At 51.6% G+C, this 20259-nt stretch carries 14 protein-coding genes and 1 riboswitch; of the genes, 8 read left to right on the top strand and 6 right to left on the bottom strand.

Features of this window, described 5'->3' with window-relative positions; translation table 11 throughout:
* Positions 1 to 2 precede the first annotated feature (2 nt).
* The 6 genes from DXD68_RS10030 to DXD68_RS10005 form a co-directional block, all read right to left on the bottom strand.
* Positions 3 to 2060, bottom strand: a complete 2058-nt coding sequence (locus DXD68_RS10030; RefSeq protein ID WP_004293585.1) for a TonB-dependent receptor — start codon at positions 2058 to 2060, stop codon at positions 3 to 5.
* A complete protein-coding gene (locus tag DXD68_RS10025) occupies positions 2057 to 2554 on the bottom strand; it encodes a transposase (protein WP_004303978.1) in 498 nt (165 codons plus the stop codon). Before DXD68_RS10025 ends, DXD68_RS10030 begins: the two co-directional genes overlap by 4 nt.
* Positions 2554 to 3624, bottom strand: coding sequence for a glutaminyl-peptide cyclotransferase (locus DXD68_RS10020; RefSeq protein ID WP_004293583.1), 1071 nt, complete (start codon positions 3622 to 3624; stop codon positions 2554 to 2556). Before DXD68_RS10020 ends, DXD68_RS10025 begins: the two co-directional genes overlap by 1 nt.
* Positions 3625 to 3695: 71 nt before the next feature.
* A complete protein-coding gene (locus DXD68_RS10015) occupies positions 3696 to 5822 on the bottom strand; it encodes a hypothetical protein (protein ID WP_122361472.1) in 2127 nt (708 codons plus the stop codon).
* Position 5823: 1 nt separating this feature from the next.
* The gene (locus DXD68_RS10010; RefSeq protein WP_087393864.1) at positions 5824 to 7632 is read right to left on the bottom strand and encodes a PKD-like domain-containing protein; all 1809 of its coding nucleotides are present in this window, start codon (positions 7630 to 7632) and stop codon (positions 5824 to 5826) included.
* 53 nt (positions 7633 to 7685) lie between these two features.
* Entirely contained in the window at positions 7686 to 8645 is a 960-nt protein-coding gene (locus tag DXD68_RS10005) for a DUF4465 domain-containing protein (RefSeq protein ID WP_004293580.1), read from the bottom strand.
* Positions 8646 to 8801: 156 nt separating this feature from the next.
* Positions 8802 to 8990: riboswitch (cobalamin riboswitch) on the bottom strand.
* 91 nt (positions 8991 to 9081) lie between these two features.
* On the opposite strand from DXD68_RS10005, the gene DXD68_RS10000 reads away from it, so the two are divergent.
* The 8 genes from DXD68_RS10000 (at position 9082) to DXD68_RS09965 (ending at position 20257) form a co-directional block, all read left to right on the top strand.
* Positions 9082 to 13851, top strand: a complete 4770-nt coding sequence (locus DXD68_RS10000; RefSeq protein ID WP_004293579.1) for a hypothetical protein — start codon at positions 9082 to 9084, stop codon at positions 13849 to 13851.
* 51 nt (positions 13852 to 13902) lie between these two features.
* Positions 13903 to 14190 (top strand): hypothetical protein, encoded by a 288-nt coding sequence (locus DXD68_RS09995; RefSeq protein WP_004293578.1) that lies wholly within the window; start codon positions 13903 to 13905, stop codon positions 14188 to 14190.
* 5 nt (positions 14191 to 14195) lie between these two features.
* A complete protein-coding gene (locus tag DXD68_RS09990; protein ID WP_004293577.1) occupies positions 14196 to 14519 on the top strand; it encodes a hypothetical protein in 324 nt (107 codons plus the stop codon).
* Between the two features lie 110 nt (positions 14520 to 14629).
* Positions 14630 to 15307: a hypothetical protein gene (locus DXD68_RS09985; RefSeq protein WP_004293576.1), complete on the top strand. Its 678-nt coding sequence runs from the start codon at positions 14630 to 14632 to the stop codon at positions 15305 to 15307.
* On the top strand, positions 15300 to 16232 hold the full coding sequence (locus DXD68_RS09980) for a hypothetical protein (protein WP_004293575.1): 933 nt from the start codon (positions 15300 to 15302) through the stop codon (positions 16230 to 16232). Before DXD68_RS09985 ends, DXD68_RS09980 begins: the two co-directional genes overlap by 8 nt.
* The gene (locus DXD68_RS09975; protein ID WP_004293574.1) at positions 16229 to 17122 is read left to right on the top strand and encodes a hypothetical protein; all 894 of its coding nucleotides are present in this window, start codon (positions 16229 to 16231) and stop codon (positions 17120 to 17122) included. The genes DXD68_RS09980 and DXD68_RS09975 overlap by 4 nt, the downstream gene beginning before the upstream one ends.
* Positions 17112 to 17678 carry a hypothetical protein gene (locus DXD68_RS09970; protein WP_004293571.1) on the top strand — a complete coding sequence of 189 codons (567 nt, stop codon included), beginning with the start codon at positions 17112 to 17114 and terminating at the stop codon, positions 17676 to 17678. Before DXD68_RS09975 ends, DXD68_RS09970 begins: the two co-directional genes overlap by 11 nt.
* Positions 17675 to 20257: a hypothetical protein gene (locus DXD68_RS09965; RefSeq protein ID WP_004293569.1), complete on the top strand. Its 2583-nt coding sequence runs from the start codon at positions 17675 to 17677 to the stop codon at positions 20255 to 20257. The genes DXD68_RS09970 and DXD68_RS09965 overlap by 4 nt, the downstream gene beginning before the upstream one ends.
* The last annotated feature ends 2 nt before the right edge of the window (positions 20258 to 20259 follow it).

Genomic DNA, 20259 nt, shown 5'->3' with positions numbered 1-20259 from the left:
CATTATTTTCTGCTTTTCCCGAATTTCGGGGTGATGCCGATGAAGAACTCGAAGTTGATGCCGGGCATAGGACGCGACAGCACCGAGAGATAGTCCTCGTTGAACAGGTTATTGACGGCAAGTTTCAACTGTACATCCAGCGGTTTGAACGACAGCATTTTCTCCAGTGAGATATTGCTCATGAAATACCGGGGCAGGTGGCCTGTCAGCGTGTAATCGTTGCTCGACATGGTGAAACGTTCCGAGTAGTAAGCCCACTTGTAGAGGAACGCCCACGTCCGCCATGACAGCCGTCCTGTCAGCGAGGCGGAGTGCTCCGGCACGTAAGGCAGTTGTTTTCCCACCGACTGGTCGGCGGGCGACATCTTTTCGCCCTCGTTGATGGAGGGGGTCCACGAATAGGAACCGTTCAGGTCTATCAGCCAGTCCTTTGCCGGCTGCACGGCAAGGTTGGCCTTCACTTCGACACCGTAGGCATGGACTTTCTTCACGTTGCGCGGCGAGAAGAACCCCTTGGTCGTCGGCAGCCAGATGATCCAGTCGTCGATGTAGGAGTCGAACCAGCTTGCGCTGCCGCCCAGTTTATATACCCCCTTTTTGCCGACATCGAAACTCACTCCGGCGTCATAGCTGAAGCCGTGTTCGTTTTTAAGGTCGGGGTTGCCGCCCGGCAGAAAGTAGAGGTCGTTCAAAGTCGGAAAACGATAGTTGCGCGATACGGAGGCTTTCACCATCACGTTCCCTTTGCGCGAAATCAGTCCGTCGATGAAGAATGCCGGGATGAGCGGAGCCCATTTGTCGCCCGACATCTCCTCGCGCAAGACCAGCGACAAGCCCAACGGCTCGACAGGCTGCCATTTGGCCGATACAGAACCGGAGAGCTCGACACGCCCCTTGTCATATCCGACGACGGCTTTGTTGCCATCCTGAAGGATGATGTTCTTGTCTTCGCTGCGCACGAGATGCTGGTACACGGATACGTTCGAGGTGAAGAACCATTTCCTGCCGGGCGAGTATTCCGCTTCCGCCTGTCCGTAGAACGTGTTTATCTTGCTCCGCGAACGGGTCATGGAGGCCCAGTTGTCCGGCGCCACCTCACGACGGTAGTCGTAGGCCATCCACGTATGGATATAACCGCCTTTCACGCCGACTTTCCATTTCTCTTTGATATGGTCCCATGACAGGACACCACGAAACGTCTGCTCCCGCTGGCGGTTCTCGAAGGCGGTCTCATCGCCGTAATCGGTCGTGAGCATCGGCAGTTCCCGGTTGGAGTTGATATACCATGCGTTCAACCCGAAACGGTCGCCTTTCAGGGTGTTGTAATATACCTCCTGCAACAGGTGCAGGTCCTTGAACGAACCCGATCGGTTGCGTTCCTTGGGATGATACTGTCCGATGATGTTCTTCTCCTCGTCGTAGATATTTATCTTCTTGTCGTGGTTGGTGTACTTGTAATCGTTGGGCGACGACGAATAGACCGCGCGGGTCGAGACCTGCCATCGGTCGCTGCCGTAGGTGAAGCGGGCGAACTCGTCGAACGTGCGGAACGACCCGATGCCCTGCACGTATTGGGCATGGAAGCCCTCGCCGACCTGCGGCGTAGTACCGAGTTTGACAAGTCCGCCGAGTCCGCCGCCCGTTTCATTCACCGACGACGTGCCATGAAGCAGCGAGGCCTGATCTATGAAGTAGGACGGTATGGTGGAAAAGTCGGTCATACCCAGCATGGGATTGTTGATGCGCATGCCGTTCCACGTCACCTGCGTGTGGCTGGGCGACGTGCCGCGGAAAGCAACGGTGGAGAGCGTGGCGCGTCCGTAACTCTTGACGAACACGGACGAATTGAACGTCAGAATGTCGGCCATCGATAAGGCAATGTTCTCTTTCAGTGCGAGCGAGTCGAACTTCGTCTTCTGCACGCCGATTTCTTTCATCGGGCGTTTGCCCCACACCGTGACCTCGTCTATCTGGTGGATGCGTCGTGTGATTCCCTGCGCGGACAATACGGACGGACAGACGAGCAGTAGCGAGAAAAGTATGTATTTCGTATAAATCATTTGATTCCGTTTTTAGGGTGGGTATTCGCGGAAAAATGTACCGTGGAGGATGCCGGCACGGACGTTTGATGCGGGTCGAACCCATTCTCTTCAAGCAGTTGTCCGTATTCTTCCTCGAACGAGATCTCCTGATGGATTGTATGCTGCTCCTCGATGTGCCGTCTGAGCCGGTGAAGGTCGCTGAACGACACGCTGAACGAGTCGAATCCGGCAGCCCAACCGGAGAAGTCGGCATATTCCGGGGTTTTCTGGTATACCGTTCCCGTGGCGCCTTTCACCTTGTTCACGATCTTGCTGAAATCCCCGGAATTCGGAATCTCGACAAGTACATGCACGTGGTTGAGAAAGGCATTGGCGGCATGTACGCGGCAACCTTTCCCTGTAAAAATCCGTGTCATCCGCTCGAGCATCAATCCTTTTCCCGTTGTCGGAATCGTCATCTTGCGTCCTTTGGTAACGAAGATGAGATGGTATAGGTGTCGTATCCTGCCCATCACTTCCAACAAAATGCGCCGGGGATTATCCCGACATAGAATTCATCGATCAGTTCACCTTCGGACGAGTAGCGGTAGACAATGCCCTGCTGCTGGTAGTCGATGGCATCGGCCACGTAGACATCGCCACGCACGGGGTCGACGGTCAGGCCGTAATAAATCGTACCGCTGTATTCGAGGAACGGGCGCACGGGAACACGTTCCGCATCCACGTCCATCGACCATATGTCCTTGTTGATCCAGTAGAGCTTGTCGCCCGTACCGTTGAGCTGCACCTCCGAAGGCCAGTCGCCCATCTTGAACTTGAACTGCTTCTCTACGGTGAACGTCTCGGCATCGATGCGGTAGAGAGACGGGGCTTCGTAGCCGTAGGGCGAACCCTCGTACCCACCGTCGGTGATCGTCCACATCTTGTGGTTCTTGTCCATTACCAGCGAGGTGGGCTGGATGCCGACTTTCAGTTCTTCTACCACCTGATCCGTTTCGGTATCGATCTTGATGATGCGGTTTTGGTACGACCAGCAGTTGCAATAGACATATTTGCCATACTGCACCATCTGCTCCGTGGAGCCGCTTTCCATCGTCATGTCCGGCACCTGGATGTAACCGGTGATTTCATATTTCTTGGGGTTGATGATGAAGATGCGGTTGTCCCACAATTGGGTGACATAGGCTTTCTCGTCGCTGAGGAAATGGATATAGCGCGGCGAAGTCAGGTTCGTGATACGGCCCACCTCTTTGAACGTATTGAGGTCGATGGCGAAAATCACGTGGGAATTGTTCACCACGACCCAGCCCTTATTGTCGTGGATGCACATCGATTGCGCCACGTCGCCCAGCTTCATGCCGTTGGCACGGAAGAACACTTCATTCTGCACCTGTTGGGTTTCGGGGTCGTAGTACGACAACGTGGCATTGCCGTACTGGAAGTTGCCCTCGTTGGTGATGAACAACCCGGCTCCGGTAGCGTTGAAATCTTCCACCGCATCTCCGTAGTCCCACTCCATGCAGCCCGCCAGCAACAGCGGCAACCCGCATAGAAGAATGATATGTCGTATCAGATGTTTCATTGGCTTGTTATAAACGGGAAAGAGTACCGGTCTTTTGGCCAGTACCCTGTTCCCTTGTAAAATAATGGGTGTTACTGCTGGGTATAGCGACCGGTTTGCATATCCTCGTAGGTGGGGTTATAACCGCAATTGGTTACAAGCCAGTCTTCTTTCTTGATTTGCTCTTCTTCTACAAAAGATTTGAAGAACGTATAATCAACAAACCGTGTCAACCGGATAAATCGAACTCCTGAGAGTTTTGTTAAAGTTGGCATATTGAAAGTCGTAAGCGATGCTGCATTTGCAGCACAAAGTGTTCCATCAATGGCCTGCAATTTGGGGCATGAAATAGTTTTTACGGCACGAACAGTCATACCAACACCCCCGACATGTTCCAATGACGGAAATGTAAAATCTTTATTTGATGCCATAAAATCTAAAGAACCATATAAAATATTATTAATCACCCCTTCTTTGATATATTGAGGATTGCTTGAACAACCGACTGACTTTAAATTCGTAAAATCATAATCATAGTTAGAAACAGCGTTCAGATTACCGATAATACATAACTGACCTCCGACAATTTCCAATTTCGGGAACGAGATATTGTTTGCCATTGTAGTTTCGATGCTTAAATATCCATCTACACTTACCAAGTTAGGGGCTGAAACGCCTTTTTTTGAACCTCTTATAATTTCCATATTCCCGTAAACTCGTTCAAATTGGAATACAGGATCTGTTGTCATATTGCTAGAATACTTAAAATTCTTAATACTCTTAAAATTCAATTCTGGATCTATTCCAACACTTGAACCGGTAATACCGCTCGGAGCTAGAAACATGCTAACTTGCGACATATCCTCTTTTGTGATAATTTTTGAGAATATAGTCCCGTCTGTAATAGAAATTAAAGGTTCGTTATCCTCAAAAGGTACAAAATTTACTTTGCTCAAATCTAAAATTCGATCAGAACACTCCAATAAACGCAGCAAGGTCAGTCCTCCGAGTTGTTCTAATTTACTCCAATCCGGCAATTTTTTCAAGACTTGGAATTTAGATATTGTCAATGTGCCTTTAACAATCGACAAGTTAGACAGTCCATCTATTTCTTGTAATTTATTATTTCCCGTAGATGTAAAAGCATCGGACGCAATATAACTGGAAACGAGATTAAGGTCGCCGTTTACTACCGATAATTCCGGCAATGAAAGGGTCTCCAACGGAATCGGTATAGAAGCAAAATCCACACTTCCAACTTCTTGTAATTTCGGAAATTCCAAAGAAATCATTTTGCCTAAATTATTAACCCCTAAGCGACCGTTTACTTTTGTCAATTCAGGAATTCTCAAAGATGTGATTTCTCCTCCTGGTTCTCCGTCACTTGTCAGACACTGGAGATCAAAATCCTTTACGACAGTGGTTAATTTAGGGAATTCAAAACTTTGTAGAGATGAAGTCCTGAATATTATATTTCCATCAATCGTTTCAAGGTTGTCGAATTGCACATATGCTACTTGATTGTTGCAGACAACGATGTCGCCAGTAATATGCTGCAAAGATCTCATACTGACCATCTGCAATTTACTGTTGGTCGCAAAGGCAGTTTCAGTTCCTATTTGCAAACCTCCAATTGAAGTGATATTATCAAGTCCCGTAAGATCTTGTCCAACATAACTTTTCCGAATGATGATGTTTCCTTCGACTTCCTTCAATATTTTTAATGCGGCGATATCCGACAATTCTTCTGCATCCTCAGCATCCGACCCGATAATCAAATCACCTTTGATAACCGTTACGTCCGTATCAATGAAAGCCGTAACATCCGCTGTTGTCTTCAATTCCACATCCCCTTCATAGCGAATCTCGTCTTTAATGACTTTATATGTATAATCATTCGCTTCTCCATTGTAAGAGGTTACACGAAACGTTCGTTCCGTATCCCAGTCAGTAATGCTTGCCGGATCGGGAATAATTGTTGCCGAGGATGTGTATTTGAATTCGACTTGAGCATTATTTAACGAAACAGTATATGGAACTGTTATGGTAATTATATTGTCAATTATTTCCGCTGTATAGGATTGACTTGCCACAGTCATCACGACTGATGTGATAAAATTGTCATCGGCATCAGCAGGACTTTCTGGAGTCTGATTATCTTCTGAACATGATAAAAAAAGAAATGGGGCAATGAATAGTAAAAGCCAAAACTGTCTCATATTATTGATTATTAGTTATTGATAAGTCTTCAAATGAAAATACTTCTGTGGATATCTCTCCAAGCCAACCACTTTTCGATAATACTCCACACTGAACTTTGATAAAGTCTATATATTGCAATTTTACTGGAGTCCCGTCATGATATATTGCATTGGCTATTTTGAATCCGTTGCGCTGACCGCTACCATCAATGACATTTCCTCCTACCAGATTATCTGAACCCATATTATCCACATACCCCCACTCATAAGCGTTATTCGCCCAATATCCTGTAACGGGATCTTGATTGTTGCGAGGAGTCAGACGCGTCCCATATAATGTATAGCTATCTTCTTTAATCCAATTGGGATAATAATATTCTTGGCCATGGTATGCATTCATATCGACAGAACCTGAATTACCTTCACTATCTACCCACGGAGTATGTGCTCTGGGTGCAGGTCTATAGTAAGTTACTTCGTAGTCTTGTATTGTACCATCGATGCCGGTTTCAGATCCTTTTAATTCATACCATTCATCGTCTGGCTGGCCATTGCCATTTATATCTTGCATTACCCAAACAATGCCCGGCTCATTTGAGCCACCGCTCGAACTGTTAAAAGCATTTCCTTGTATTGCAAAATCGTATTCTCGGCCACTCGGAGCAATACTATGGTCAAAACCGATGATGATATAACCACCGAAAGATCCCAGTGAAACATGCGCTTTTTTGTTCAATCGTTTCGTTGCATACTCTATGGCTTGTTGGGGCGTCGTTTCATTTCCTATAAATCCGGTATTTTGGGATAACTCATTAATAAACTGTCCGGGAGCAGGAATGAATTCATAAACCTTATCCCAAATACCTGAACTTGTCGCTGTCGCTTGCCGATAGCGTTCTTGTTCCGTTTTTTCTTCACAAATAACCTTAACTGTCGTTGTAATTGAAGTATTACTACGTGTTATGTTACGTGAAAGTGGCTGTGTGTTGGGCATTTTTTCTGTAACAGTAACAGCAACGAAATATTCTCCAGGAGTCGTCGGCGTGAATTTAAAAACCCTGTCGGTAGCGGCTTCCATAATTTTTCCATTGACCTGCCATTGATACTGTGGATAATCGAAATATTCCAGCAAAGGCCGCAAATATACAGGACGCCCTGCAAAAGTATAACGATCCGTAGAAGTTTGTGTATAGGATGGTGTCGGAAACCGTACGGAATAAGGCATTGTTTCCACAACTTCTACGTCGAAATCACGGATTGTTTCTCCGTCTATATTGGATGCCCGGATTGTTATCGAATATGTACCGAGTTCTTTTTCGTGAAACGTATATGCTTTTTCTGTTCCGACGATTTCTCCATCGCGTACCCATTCAATTCTAAAATTTTCAAGATCGTCATGTTGAATATCTGGAGATAAAATATAATCCGTGTTTTGAGGCACTTTTAATCCTTTAGAGGGGATTATGATTGAAATTGTAGGTGGAGTTAACTCCAATACTTCTACTTTTAACTCTTCTTCCGCATAACCCTCTGGTGTATCAACTCGCAATTTGATATATAGATGTTGTTCCTGATTCCATGTATACTTCAATATTGATTCAGATGAAAGAAGTTTTCCATCTACTGTCCATGCATAAAGTGCATTATTCGCATATTTATATGTCGGGGCAATTGTCAGTTCACGCCCAACTTTGATAGTGTAAATGCCAGTCTCACTATCGAGTTCAATTATAGGAGCTTGTTTTATTGCTTCAGTAATTACATCGTTCTTATTACAGCTTGTAATAAAAAACAAAAGTACAAGAATACTAAATATGAAAGCCTTCATAATAAAAAAGGCATAGAACTGAAATCAGTTCTATGCCAAACTATATTAAATTGTTATTCTATTGTAACGTCGTCTATACAAAGATACGCCGGAGTATTGAGTCCATATATAGGATCGACATCAGATCCTTCAAAATTGAATTTTACACTTTGCACATCCGCTACATTAATATCCCAATATGTCCATGTAGTTACGGGGGACACTGTTGGTTTATCATATCGGTAGTCGGCCAACAATTTCGATACAGTGGTGATCAAATTTCCATCTACGTCATAACATTCGATGTTGACTTGGAAATATCCTATATTGTTGCCGTCAGAATCTTTCAGATTACTCAACGGTGTTGCAACACCCGATGTTCCGAACTGATTACCATTTATAATCACACCATAGGTATATGCTGTGTTACAATACCATAAACCCTTGAATTTGCGAGGGGAGTCAAAATAGAATTCAGGTTTGGCCATCCACTCCGTATTTCCGAAATCAGAGTAGCCGTATACAACAGCAAAATTGGAACCGCTGTGACCTGCCCCTGTATTGGCCCCATCTGTGGATGCTGTATTATAGACACTACATTGATTCTCCCAAGTATACCACCAATTAGTTCCAGAAGTCTTGCCGGCAGCAGAATCAGAACGATAATTGTATTTCGACAACGCAATGGCACCACTGGAAAATTCAGTATACGCTCCATAAGAATTGGTTACAGTATTCATGTCGGAGACAAACACAAAATCGGGATCGTATATTTCCCTGATTTGGTTCTCTGCAGTATATCCATAAAGCGTGTAGTAGTTCTCTGCTTTAGGCGAAACCGCCATGAATGTTTCATCGAAGTCATCGAATGTAATGGTTGTAGTGCCATCATCATTAAAGTTGGCTCGGGTTTCGGGAGTTACTGAATCAGTTTGAGGATTCATCAAAAAGTCATCGTCTGAATTACAGCCGGTGAACAGGGCGGTTGCCGTCAACAGGAAAGCTCCCGCCAGAAAGCGTAAATTTCTTTTCATAGCTTACTTGTTTTTTAATAAAACATATTTTTAACAAACACAAAAAATCCCGTTCGCGCAGGTTTACACGAACGGGATTATGTTTGTCTTCAAATATGAGAATGACTCCTACGGCATTCCGTATCTGATCGCAACCCGATTTTCTCCCGCGGGTGTAAATCCTTTTCCGGTCATGGCAGGTCTTCTGACTCGTCCCAGTCGTCGCGCCTTCCCAGCATTACACCAGTGGCAGGTTGCGGCAACCTTGAGGGGACTTACAGCAGCGGGTACTGTCCCGGATTCTCACCGGATTCCCTTTTCATCCGTGGCGGCGAACCGCCCGGAACCATTTCCAATTACAAAAATACAAATATTTTTTATAATAATATCATTTACACGAAAAAAAATCCGCAACCTGCCGGAATCATTCCGCACTATACTTTCAGAAAAAGGTTTCATGGCAAAGATTCTCATCGCCCGGGGACAGGCGACCATCTATGTCCAGAAGGACGGGTATACCATAACCCAGTCTTTGGGTGAATACGTGTTCCCCGCGGATGACACGGGGAAGATTCTCTCGTCCGTCACTCTCACCTCGACCGTACGGGTGATGTGCGGGGACGAGGAACTCACGGCCTTTACCATCGGTGCGGTGGGTAAGCCGGCGGGATTCTCATCCGTTACCGTCAATAACGGCACGAAGACCTTAACCTACGTTATCACCGCCGGTACGACGACCCTCGCCGACCACGGAACAATAGATATTCCCGTGACAATTTCCGGTATTGTCTATCATCTGTCGTTCGTCTGGTCGAAAGCCAAGGCGGGTATCCCGGGCAAGGACGGGGTCGATGCCGACATGCTCGACTGGGTCAAGGAGTGGAATACGGGTAAGACGCTCATCAACGGCAACACGGTCATCACCCCCAAACTCTTTGCGGGCACGAAAAACAGCGACGGCACCGTCTCCGGGATAGCCATAGGCTCGTTTACACTCAATACGAAGACCTCCTCGGGAACGATCGCCGCAGAGGCGGTAAACGGCATCTATGGATTTAGGGATGGCTACAAAACCTTCTATGTAGATAACGGCGGTAACGCCCAGTTGGGTTATGGCGACCAGTATGTCAGGTATAACGCCACGACAGGCAAGGTCGAGTTCGGCAGCGGAGTGAGTCTGAACTGGGTCGGTGCGACCTACATCGACAAGGACGGCGTCTTTACCGGAACACTCTCGGCCGATACGATTAAGACGATTTCCATCAGTGCTTCCCAGATCACATCGGGGATTATCGCTGCGGCACGCATCGACACGGCGGCGTTGAAAGCCTCCTTGATTACCGCCGGAAACATCGAAGCTCTGACCTTGAACGTTACAAAAGGGAAAATCGGCGGCTGGACGGTGGATGCCGACTCCCTTTACCGGGGTACGAAGAACAACACTGTGGGGAGCTGCACCTCTGCCGCAGGTAGCATTACGCTCGGCTCGAACGGTATCCGGGGCTATAAATGGCGGCTGGATGCCTCGGGAGCCGGAGCGGTCGCGGGCGGCAACATCGCGTGGGACGCTTCGGGCAACGTCACGTTCGCCTCGACGGTCAGTGCCTTGTGGACGGCACCTATCGGCTCCCTCACCACGGCTTTGGGCGGCAGCGGCTATCCCAAGCTGACGAAGATCACGGCCGACGGAATCTATACCGGCAGTATCACCGCCTCGCAGATTACCGCAGGAACCATCTCCGCCGACCGCATAGCGGCAGGCAGTATAGCGGCCTCGAAGCTCGATGCCGCCAGCATCAGGTCCTCCATCATCAACACGGACTATATCAACGGCCTGAGCTGTACCTTCACCAAAGGAAAAATCGGCGGCTGGATGATCGGGGCTTCGGCCCTCACTGCCACGCATATCTCGATAGACAGCGGCAACAGACGCATCGCGGTGTACGGGGCCAATTCGGGTGTCGCTAGCGGGCAGCGGGTGCAGCTCTACTACAACAGCGACACGGACTTCGGGCTCTATACCACGGACAGTGCAGGGTACTGCGTGGCACAGCTGGGTTCGAGCAACAGCATAGCCGGCTGGACGATCGACACGACTTCCATTCGCAAGGGCAACGTGTCGCTGGGCAGCGACGGCTCGATCATCAACTCCACGAAATGGAAACTGAACAACGACGGTTCGGGGCAGATCGCCTCGGGCAACATTGCATGGGACACTGCCGGGAACGTTACGTTCGGGGCTTCCGTATCGCTGCAATGGAAGAACGACATCGAAGCGGCCAAGGTTACGAACTTCGGCTATCGATATTACAAGAAACTCATCATCAACGGCGACGAAGCGACCTATTATCCAGTCGTTTTCAAAGGTGGCGACCAGAACATCAAACGTACCATTCTCGTCCGTCGGGGATATGCCGAGCAGGCTCCGGTCTCGTGGAACACATCCACGCACAAAGGAGGTCTGATCGTACTTATCAAAACCAACTTCGGCGGTTGGGGTGGCATTGCCTATTCATGGGATATCTATGACCTTTCCGAGACCTACTGCCGGATGTTCGCCGGGGCGCAGCTGTGCGGCAACTACTGCATGTTCGCCGTCTTCCTGCGTGGCGGCGGCGATACGGGTGCCGTGTACCACCTCTACTCCGACCAGCCGATAGAGAGCAGCAGTTATAGTCCTTCGCCGATTCCGGCAGCTCCGCAAATCGCTTACGGCAACGACCTTATCTTCCAGAGCGGTTCCACACAAGCCTATGCCCCCGCGCCGCGCACCCTCACGGCTGCCGTCGAGGAGGAGATCCGCCGCCATCGGTTCATTGCTCTGGCGCAAAGCACGGACAGCACGCTTGCGGCGCACCCGCTGACCTATATCGGCTCGACAGGGATTTACACGGGCACCCTTACCGCGGCGCAGGTCAACGCCGTGGCGATCGATGCCGGCAGTATCAAGACGGGAACACTTTCGGCAGACCGTATCGCCGCGGGCAGCATCAGCGCCTCGAAACTCGATGCCGTGGGTATCAAGTCGTCCATTATCAATACCGATTACATCAACGGTCTCAGCTGCACGTTCACGAAGGGCAAGATCGGCGGTTTCTCCATCGGCAGTGACAACATGACCATAGGGAACGTCGGAGCTGTGGGTGCCATCCCGTTGCAAATCCGTTCCGCCTCCACGGGCAGCGGTTACTGGTACACGGGAGCCTACAAGCCGCTGGGTATATGCCTTACGTGGTATCAGAGCAGCAATGCAGGGCATATCGTCCTCGGGCAGGTGGCGGCATCCGGCAACAGTGTCAAGACCGGATTCATAGGTCTTCAGATGATGTCATGGGACAATCTGGAATACTTCTGCCTCTCGGTGAACTATACCAAAAGCGGCAGCAAGGAGGTATACAACCGTATCGCGGGGTGGGCCTTCGACCACAACCATATCTGGAAAAACAACATCTCGCTGGGCAGCGACGGATCTATCGCCAACTCCACGAAATGGAGTCTGAACAACGACGGGTCTGGGCACATAGCCTCGGGTAATATCTCATGGAATGCCGCCGGCACGGTTACCTTTGCCGCATCCGTATCCGCCCAGTGGACTACGGGCATCACGACGGCGCAGGAACTCGCTTCGGCCATGGCGTTCGGGAAGATGCTCTACCGCGACCCGACTTTCTGGAACGGAAACAACGGTGTCGTGGTTTACAACAACTCCCAGAACGGTATGGTGACCGTTACCCGGCAGCAGGATGCCACGGCACCCAATGACAGCAAGTATGTCCTGAAAATCCAGACCAGCGGCAGTGCCAGCCCTCGCAACGGAGGCTTCTATTTCGGGGCGAAATGCGGTTACCGCAAGGTGCTCGTCGCCCGCATTATCGCCAAGATCCCCGCCGGCAGAAATCTCTGTTGGGCGACGAACAGCGTCGGCACGGGAGGTTCGCACCGGTGGCTTACGTCGAACGCCGGCACGGGCGACTGGAAAGAATACGTCTACAAGGTCGTGTGCGGCACCGCCGATTTTTCCAGCACCCATTTCTTCTACGTGGACGGCACGCAGGGGACTTCCGATACGCCTGTCATCTGGTATGTGGCCTATGCCACGGTCTTCGACCTTACCTCCACGGAGAAATACACGACCACCATCGATGCCAACGGCATTTACACGGGAACCGTACGCGCCAACCAGATTATCGTGGATTCCGCCCTGACTGTCGGAGGGAGCAGCTATAACGGCAGCATCTCCGTCAAGGATGCGAACAATAGCGTAAAGGTCACGCTGGACAGGAACGGTATCACGGCCGTGAGCGGCAAGATCGGCGGCTGGATTCTCGGAACAAGCGCCCTGACCGCTTCGGCTCCGGCCTCGGGGCACCGCATCGTTATGGGGGCTTCAGGATATATTTACCACGACAACCCTTCCACCGGAGTAAACTATTGGGCGCTGAACACGGACGGTTCCGCCACGTTCGGGTGCGGGAAAATCTCCTTTGCCAATGACGGATCGGGTTATCTGGCCAACCAGAATATCAAATGGGACGCCTCGGGAAATGTCACGATGACGGGCACCATCAACGCCAATGCCGGCACCATCGGGGGATTCGTCATCGGTCAGGGGCGCATCGGCTCGACGGCGACAGGAACCGGCTCAGGCGGCGGCCTTGCCATCTACGACGACCTGTTCCGCGTGGGGGACACCATTTCGTATGTCCTGTTCGGCAGCAACACCATACCGGCATCCGCCGGCGGATCATGTGCCACCGGACGTATTGTGAACAACAAGGTGAACAGCATCTTTAATAACAACTACGGGCTTTATATCGATGTCAAAAACGGTAACCGTAACTACGGAATATGGTCCAATGCCTCTGTTATAGCCCCTGCCTGCATCGGCAACAAGATCAAGAATGTCTATTTCACAGGCAGCGGTTACACGATCGATTTCTCGCAGTTCAACATCTTTTTCGTTTATGCCAACCAGAAGTACAGCGTGACCCTGCCGTCGGCATCGTCCGTGGCCACCATGTTCGGTTACTCGACTCTGCCGTCGGACTTCGCCTGCATATTTACCCTAATTTACAACTACAACTGGGGGAATAGCCTTGTATTCACCAATATCCGTAACCACAACGGGGATCTTGCCAGTTACACGTTAGCCAAGGGAGACTCCATTACGGTATTGTGCGCCAATTACCCCTCGTTCCATTACCAGATATTAAATCACTCTTATTAAAAACTTTTCTGCTGGGAATATCCCTACACTTAATAAAAACAGAAGCGAATTATGAACATCACCAACGTAACGGTAACCAAGGTTGCCGAAGAGAGCACGGAGAATGCCGACTACCAGTTGGAATATTCCATCGTCAATGACGCGCTGACCCGCGTCCACGCCTCCATCCGCAAGAAGGATACGGATGGCTCGGGGAACGCTCCGCAGATAGGTATCATCTACATGGAACAAGGCGTTATTTCATGCAACATTCCTATGGGAGAGCCGCTTGCACCCCTGTTTCATGATTTCGATACCATGATCGACGAAATAAAAAAGAGTAACGTACAAAATGCATAAATAATATGGAACTGTCAGTCAAAGACCGCCTTTACCTGCCGTCCTTTTTGCCGGCACGGGGCAACTTCAAGGACTTCAACCTCAAAAAAGAGATTCTGCGCAAGATCGCCATTCCGGACGAGGAGCGCAAAGCCATCGGTCTTCACGAGAATGCCGAGGACAAGCGCATCGAATGGGATGTGGAGAAGGAGAAACCGCTTGCCGTGGAGTTCTCGGGGGACGAGATGGAGTATCTCCGGAAAGCCTGCGAACGCATCTCGGACGAGGAGCTTCCGGACGATATGTGGGCTACCGTGTCGCGCATCTACGATTTCATTCAGGAGAAGTAAACCATCCTTTCTTTCTGCCGCTACTCTTTTGAAAAGAGTGCCCGGTCGTACTCTGATGTATGGTCGGGCTTTTTGTTGAAGTATCGTTCATGGCAAGACAGGACATAACAATGGACGCCGAATACGGTGAGGTGGAGACTTCCGGCAATATCGCCGGCAAGAGTTTCTACGACTTCCGCCTGCTCGATGCCGTCGCGGGTGCGGACAACGACACCTTCCGCTACGGAGAGATTACCGTCCCCGTCGGCTTCGTGTACACGTATAACGACGGCAAAGGGTTCCATGTCAGGATTCCCTATACGCCCGACATGCGCCGCCTGACGGTCCGTCTGGTTATGGAAAGCGGTTCGGGCGGCACGGAGTACCTGAGAAATCCTGCGACGGGCAAACATTGGTTTCCCGTCGTGGCGGAGACGGAAGCCGGCACGGCCGATATCGCCCTGGCCGCATTTTTCTCCCTCAATGAGAAGGGAGTCTACAACCTGCTGTCACGGGACGGTTACCTTGCCGTGTACAGCGGCTCAGAGACCGACTTCGAAATAGGAGCCGCCAAAGCCCAGAACGAGACGTTTCTGCTGAAAGCTTCAGCCGGAAATCTCTACCAACATTCTACGACAGGTGTCGGCCTCGTCGACTACCTGCATTCGAGTCTGGAAAACAACGGTCTTGCCGCCAAACTGCAGTCGGAATTCCTGTCGGACAAGGTCGTCATCAAGAATGCCTATATGGATTCTGCCACGGGAGAGCTGCTTTTAGAAACCGAGGAAAAGGAGGAGAACGATGGGTAAGTACAGGGTCGTAGCCGGACAGAATATCTACGATGTGGCCCTGTACCTGTACGGCAGCATCGAGGGAGTCGTGGATTTGCTCATCAACAACCCCGATCTCTCCTTCGCCACGACATTGACTGCCGGCCGGGAACTTGTCTACACGGACGATTTCGTTATCCGCGCCGATGTAGTCGCCTATAACGGGTTGCACGGCATCGTCCCCGCTAACGGTGAACGGCATGTCTATCCCAAAACGTTCACCTTGCCGCTTGCTGTCGTCCTCACGCTCGCTGCCGGGATCATCACCGTGCAGTGTGCCGTTTCCGGTGCGGGACAGCTGGAAATCGACTGGGGCGACAACAGCGACACCGAGACCGTCCTCCTCGCGGACACGCCGCAGCTGCTCACCCATACCTTCGACAACAAAGTCAGGGACAGGCGTCGTATCCGTTGGTTTACCGATGCCTGCTTCCGGAGTATCGACTGGAGCGGGCTCAAACCGCGGTCGTTGGTACTGGTGCAGACACTGCCGGTGGAGGAGCTGACGCTCACGCACGCCACACTCTCCTTGGAGAGCCTGCGGCTGCTTTCCGGAACCTACAGCCTGAACCTGTCGAATTGCGCGTTGGCCGATCTTGCACCGCTTGCCGAATGCCGGGAACTGATGACACTCGACCTCTCCGCCGCCCGACTGAAACCGACAGTCATAGATCATTACCTGACAACCCTTGTGGAACATTACGGCGACCGACGGAATTGCACGGTCATTTTACCTACAGCCCCGACGGGAACCTATCGGGAGCCGGACCGGGATACCGAAACGGGGCGCTACCGTATCGCCTCGGGCATGGAAGCCGTATGGGTCATCCTGCACGAGGAGGCCTGGAATGAGGGTGGCGCGTGGAAATTCATTATCGACGATATAACCTATACAGTGGAATGAGCCGGACGATTAAGGAGATATACAATGAAGCCGTGCAGGAACGCAACCGGCGGCTGGAACTGACGGAGTTCGCCAGCGACTCGAAGCTGTCTGTCATGAACGGTATCCTATGGACCGTAGCCGCTGTCATCTACAGTTTCGAGACGCTGCTTGATGTCTTCGCGGTGGATATCTCGGAAGCCATCAACAACCGGATCAACGGCACGCCGGACTACTACGCCAATGCGCTGCTGCAATACCAGCAGGGCGACGAGCTGACCGTCCGCGAGGACGGACTGGCTTTCGGGTATGCCCAGGTCGATGAGACCAAACGCATCATTACGCAGGTCTCCTATGTGGAGAGCACGGACGACAGCAACCTCGACAGCAAGCTGGTACTGAAAATCGCTACCGGCACGAAAGGACATCTGGAAGCTATTCCCGCCGAGGAGCTGGTTCCCATCAATGCCTATATCGGCAAGCTGAAATTCGCCGGCACACGCATCGAGGTCATCTCGACCAAAGGCGACGTGCTGGTGCCGCGTCTTACGGTCTTCTACGATGGTGCCGTTCCCGAGGCGGAGATGTACGACAGCATCGAGACCCGTATCCGGGACTACATTATGGGCATCGACTTCGACGCTGCGGTCTATGTCTCCCGCCTGACGGATGCCATACGCCGTGCCGAACACGTTACAGACGTCTATATCGACGAGACGGCAATCCCCGAGCAGGGCGTGTTTATTGCTTGCCACGATACGGACGGGCAAATCCAGCCCCTGCAACGTGTCGGCCGCATGACATACACCGCCTCGGGCTACCTGAAAGAGTCCTCGCGCAAGGACGAGGAGTCGGAACTGCCGACCTTCCGGGAAGCCATCACGCTCAAAGTCGAAAACCATGAGATATAAGCTGCCCATAGACCGTTCGGTGAACCGGCTCGTGCCGCACTACCTGTCGGGACGGCGGTTCATCCTCTTCGTGCAGAGCTGCCTCTATCCCTTGCAAAGCCTGAACGAACGGTTCCGTACGTTTGCACGGGAACGGCATATCGAGGCGCGCATGACCTCACAGGTCATCTATTTCGAGTGGTTCCTGAACTACCGGTTCGGTAAATACATCAAGGACGGCAAGGACCGCATCTTCATCAAGGACAGCACGAGTGTCGGTGTGGACCTGTACCACGAAGGGGCGGAATACCAGCGTCCTTTCACCGTATGGTACAACGGGGAACAGGTTACAACGGACAATGAGGCGGAACGCCCCCGTCCGTTCTACCTGCTGGCGGAAGAGAAGCTGATCAACAAGGTCAGCTTCATGGTCTGCGTCCCGCCCGTCACCATACCTCCGCGGGAACTGGTCTATATGCTTTCCTATGTGGTGAACACCTATAAGACAGCAGGCAAGACCTACCTGATCAAGATCGACGAAGACGAATACACCCCCAATAAGAATACAGGACAATGAAAGAATATATTGCGGAAACCGGCGGACGGTATACCTACTCGGACGATATCCTGAACTTGCAGGAACTGGCTCTCAGCATGAGTGCCGTTTTTGACGGCTGCTCGGACTTCATCATCTCCGGATGCGAGATCGAGGGTCCCCGCGTCTCCCCGGGTTATGTCTGGCTCGGCGGAAAGGTACGCCGTTTCGACGGCTGCGCCGATGCTGTCTATCCCTATTATATATACGAAATCAACCGGCATGAATCGGTGGTCTACGCCAATGAGGTCAACAAGCGCGGGCGTACCTGTTATCTCTGTGCCGGAGCCAAGGCTGTCCCGGATACGGTCGATCCGGTTACTGACAAACTGCCGGCGGCCATCGAGGTGACGGAGAGCTATGCACCCCGGTTCATCGACAAGTTCTTCGGCCGCTATGCTGTCCTGCTCGATACACCTTTTGCCCGGCAGACCGTCAAGAAGGATCTGGTGCTGGCCGGAACGTTCACCGGGCAGAAAGAAATCAGCTCCAAGACCGCCGTCTCCGTCAGCGGCGGGAACGGCTACATGCTCAAAGGCATCGTCAAGGCGGACGGCCATGCCGCCATCGGTGCCTACCTGCACGGTCTGCTTGTCAACGAGATTGTCATCCGGACGGACGGCACGTTCAGTTTCATGAAACAAGGCAAGGAACTGGCCAGGGTTACGGAAGACGGCATATCCTGCGGTACTTCGCTGAATGAAAACGCCCGGATCGGGGCTGTCCGCATCAAGGGATACGACATCTATAACACCTCGGATGTGACGGATGAGGGTTGTATCCGTATCAATTACCACGGCACGGAGGGCGGCGGAACAAAATACCGTGACTTTGCCGTGCATGACGGAAAAGCCTGCACCACACCTGTTTTGAAAGTCATCGGGCGTACCGCCACCCTGCAGGTCGGCGGACTGCTCTCCCTGCAAAGCACCGGACGGGGTATCGATATTCAGAATACCGCCTATACGAAAGACAATGCCAGGCTGACAAACCTGATTACCTGGCGCGACAGTGCCGCCGCGCTGCTCGCCACCGTCGGCTTCGACACCGCTGACAGTTTCCGTTTTGCGCTGAGGAACGCTCTGGGCGACATCGTGCTTGCCCCTTTGGGAGCGGTGGATGTGCTCGGTACGCTTAAAATCAACGGAAAATCCGTGTCCGACACCTATGTGACCGTCAGGGCCTTTACGGAGGCGATGGGAAAGAAAGTGGATGTGGTAGAAGGCAAACAGCTCTCTACCGAAGACTTCACGACCGAATACAGGAAGAAACTGGCGGCTATCACTACCGGAGAACTGACGGAGGGCGGCGAAGGTTATGTCACATCGGGAACCGTCGCGGCGGCTTTGAAAATGAAACTCTCCGCCGACGGGAACCTTTCCGATGTCATGGACAAGGCTGCCGCCCGGAAGAATATCGATGTCTATTCCAAAGCGGAAGCCGGGGAGGTATTTCTGGAAATCTCCGAAGGATTGAAGGAGCTGGTGCGCCTGACGGCGGACGAGATCAGCGGGCTGACGGCAGAGGAAGCCGCCGAACTGAAAGCAAAGCGGCAGGCGGCCGTCAGGGATACCCTCGATGCCGAAAAGAAAGGTACCGGGGAGCTGAAACTGGCCAAGACCTCGAACCTGTCCGACCTTCCGGACAAGGGCAAGGCACGCAAGAACCTCGAAGTCTATTCCACGGCCGAGATAGACCGGATGATGGACGGCAAGCTCGGGACTGACTCCGCTTACGAGGGCATTGTCTTCACACCCGAACTCAGGGACAAACTGCTGGAAATCAAGACCGGTTCGTTCGCCTACATAGATGAAGGCGGCATTTCGCACGCGCAGGTCGAGGGATACGTGATGACCTCGCAGGTTGTCAGGGAACTCAAGAAAAAGGCGGAGCGGCTGATGGGCGGCTACAACGCTTCCGAAAAGGATACCATCGCCACCAACCTGAACCTGTATACCAAGGCCGGGGCGGACGCCCGCTTCGCCGCGCTTGAAAACCTGTTCCAGGATTACATCGACTTTTTGACCGGGCAAGGAAAATCCCCCATGGAAGCCCGGCAGCTCCTGCGGAACAAGTTGGACGTGCTGTCCAAAGACGAAATCGTCAAGGACTACCTGCGCAAGGACGGCAAACTTTCCGACCTGTCCTTGCCGACAGCGGAGGCGAAACGGCAGGCCTGCCGCGCTATCGGAGCCGCCTATGCGGAAGAATACCAGCCCCTGCTGGCGGATACGGGATGGATGCACATGGAGAACAGCGGCTCGGGAACAGATACCCAGGGGCTGTTTATCCGCCAGATCGGGAATATCGTGTCCATACAGGGGTATATCAATACCGCACGCAGGGACGGCAGCAACTGGGGCGGCATCGTTGCCGTCATCCCGAACAAGATACAGCCCCCGAGATACAGCGTGCGCTGCAGCGCCGCTGACTGGAACGATGACCACAAGTACAACCGGGGCTCCTCGTTCACCATCTACGGCGGTTCGCGCAGGATACAGCTTTACGAGCGCGGTATGTACAATGTCAATGTAGAACTCAACTTCACCTATTTTGTATAGTC

Source organism: Parabacteroides sp. TM07-1AC (genome assembly GCF_003480915.1).
Taxonomy (GTDB): domain Bacteria; phylum Bacteroidota; class Bacteroidia; order Bacteroidales; family Tannerellaceae; genus Parabacteroides; species Parabacteroides chongii.
Note: the sequence above shows the minus strand (reverse complement) of the source record. Positions and strands in the feature narration are given on the sequence as shown.

Excerpts from the sequence above, each read along its gene's own strand:
- DXD68_RS10000 (WP_004293579.1), top strand. The coding sequence starts at position 9,082 with ATGGCAAAGATTCTCATCGCCCGGGGACAGGCGACCATCTATGTCCAG.
- DXD68_RS10020 (WP_004293583.1), bottom strand. The coding sequence starts at position 3,624 with ATGAAACATCTGATACGACATATCATTCTTCTATGCGGGTTGCCGCTG.
- DXD68_RS09990 (WP_004293577.1), top strand. The coding sequence starts at position 14,196 with ATGGAACTGTCAGTCAAAGACCGCCTTTACCTGCCGTCCTTTTTGCCG.
- DXD68_RS09975 (WP_004293574.1), top strand. The coding sequence starts at position 16,229 with ATGAGCCGGACGATTAAGGAGATATACAATGAAGCCGTGCAGGAACGC.
- DXD68_RS09980 (WP_004293575.1), top strand. The coding sequence starts at position 15,300 with ATGGGTAAGTACAGGGTCGTAGCCGGACAGAATATCTACGATGTGGCC.
- DXD68_RS10025 (WP_004303978.1), bottom strand. The coding sequence starts at position 2,554 with ATGGGCAGGATACGACACCTATACCATCTCATCTTCGTTACCAAAGGA.
- DXD68_RS10030 (WP_004293585.1), bottom strand. The coding sequence starts at position 2,060 with ATGATTTATACGAAATACATACTTTTCTCGCTACTGCTCGTCTGTCCG.
- DXD68_RS10010 (WP_087393864.1), bottom strand. The coding sequence starts at position 7,632 with ATGAAGGCTTTCATATTTAGTATTCTTGTACTTTTGTTTTTTATTACA.
- DXD68_RS09985 (WP_004293576.1), top strand. The coding sequence starts at position 14,630 with ATGGACGCCGAATACGGTGAGGTGGAGACTTCCGGCAATATCGCCGGC.
- DXD68_RS09965 (WP_004293569.1), top strand. The coding sequence starts at position 17,675 with ATGAAAGAATATATTGCGGAAACCGGCGGACGGTATACCTACTCGGAC.
- DXD68_RS09970 (WP_004293571.1), top strand. The coding sequence starts at position 17,112 with ATGAGATATAAGCTGCCCATAGACCGTTCGGTGAACCGGCTCGTGCCG.
- DXD68_RS09995 (WP_004293578.1), top strand. The coding sequence starts at position 13,903 with ATGAACATCACCAACGTAACGGTAACCAAGGTTGCCGAAGAGAGCACG.
- DXD68_RS10005 (WP_004293580.1), bottom strand. The coding sequence starts at position 8,645 with ATGAAAAGAAATTTACGCTTTCTGGCGGGAGCTTTCCTGTTGACGGCA.
- DXD68_RS10015 (WP_122361472.1), bottom strand. The coding sequence starts at position 5,822 with ATGAGACAGTTTTGGCTTTTACTATTCATTGCCCCATTTCTTTTTTTA.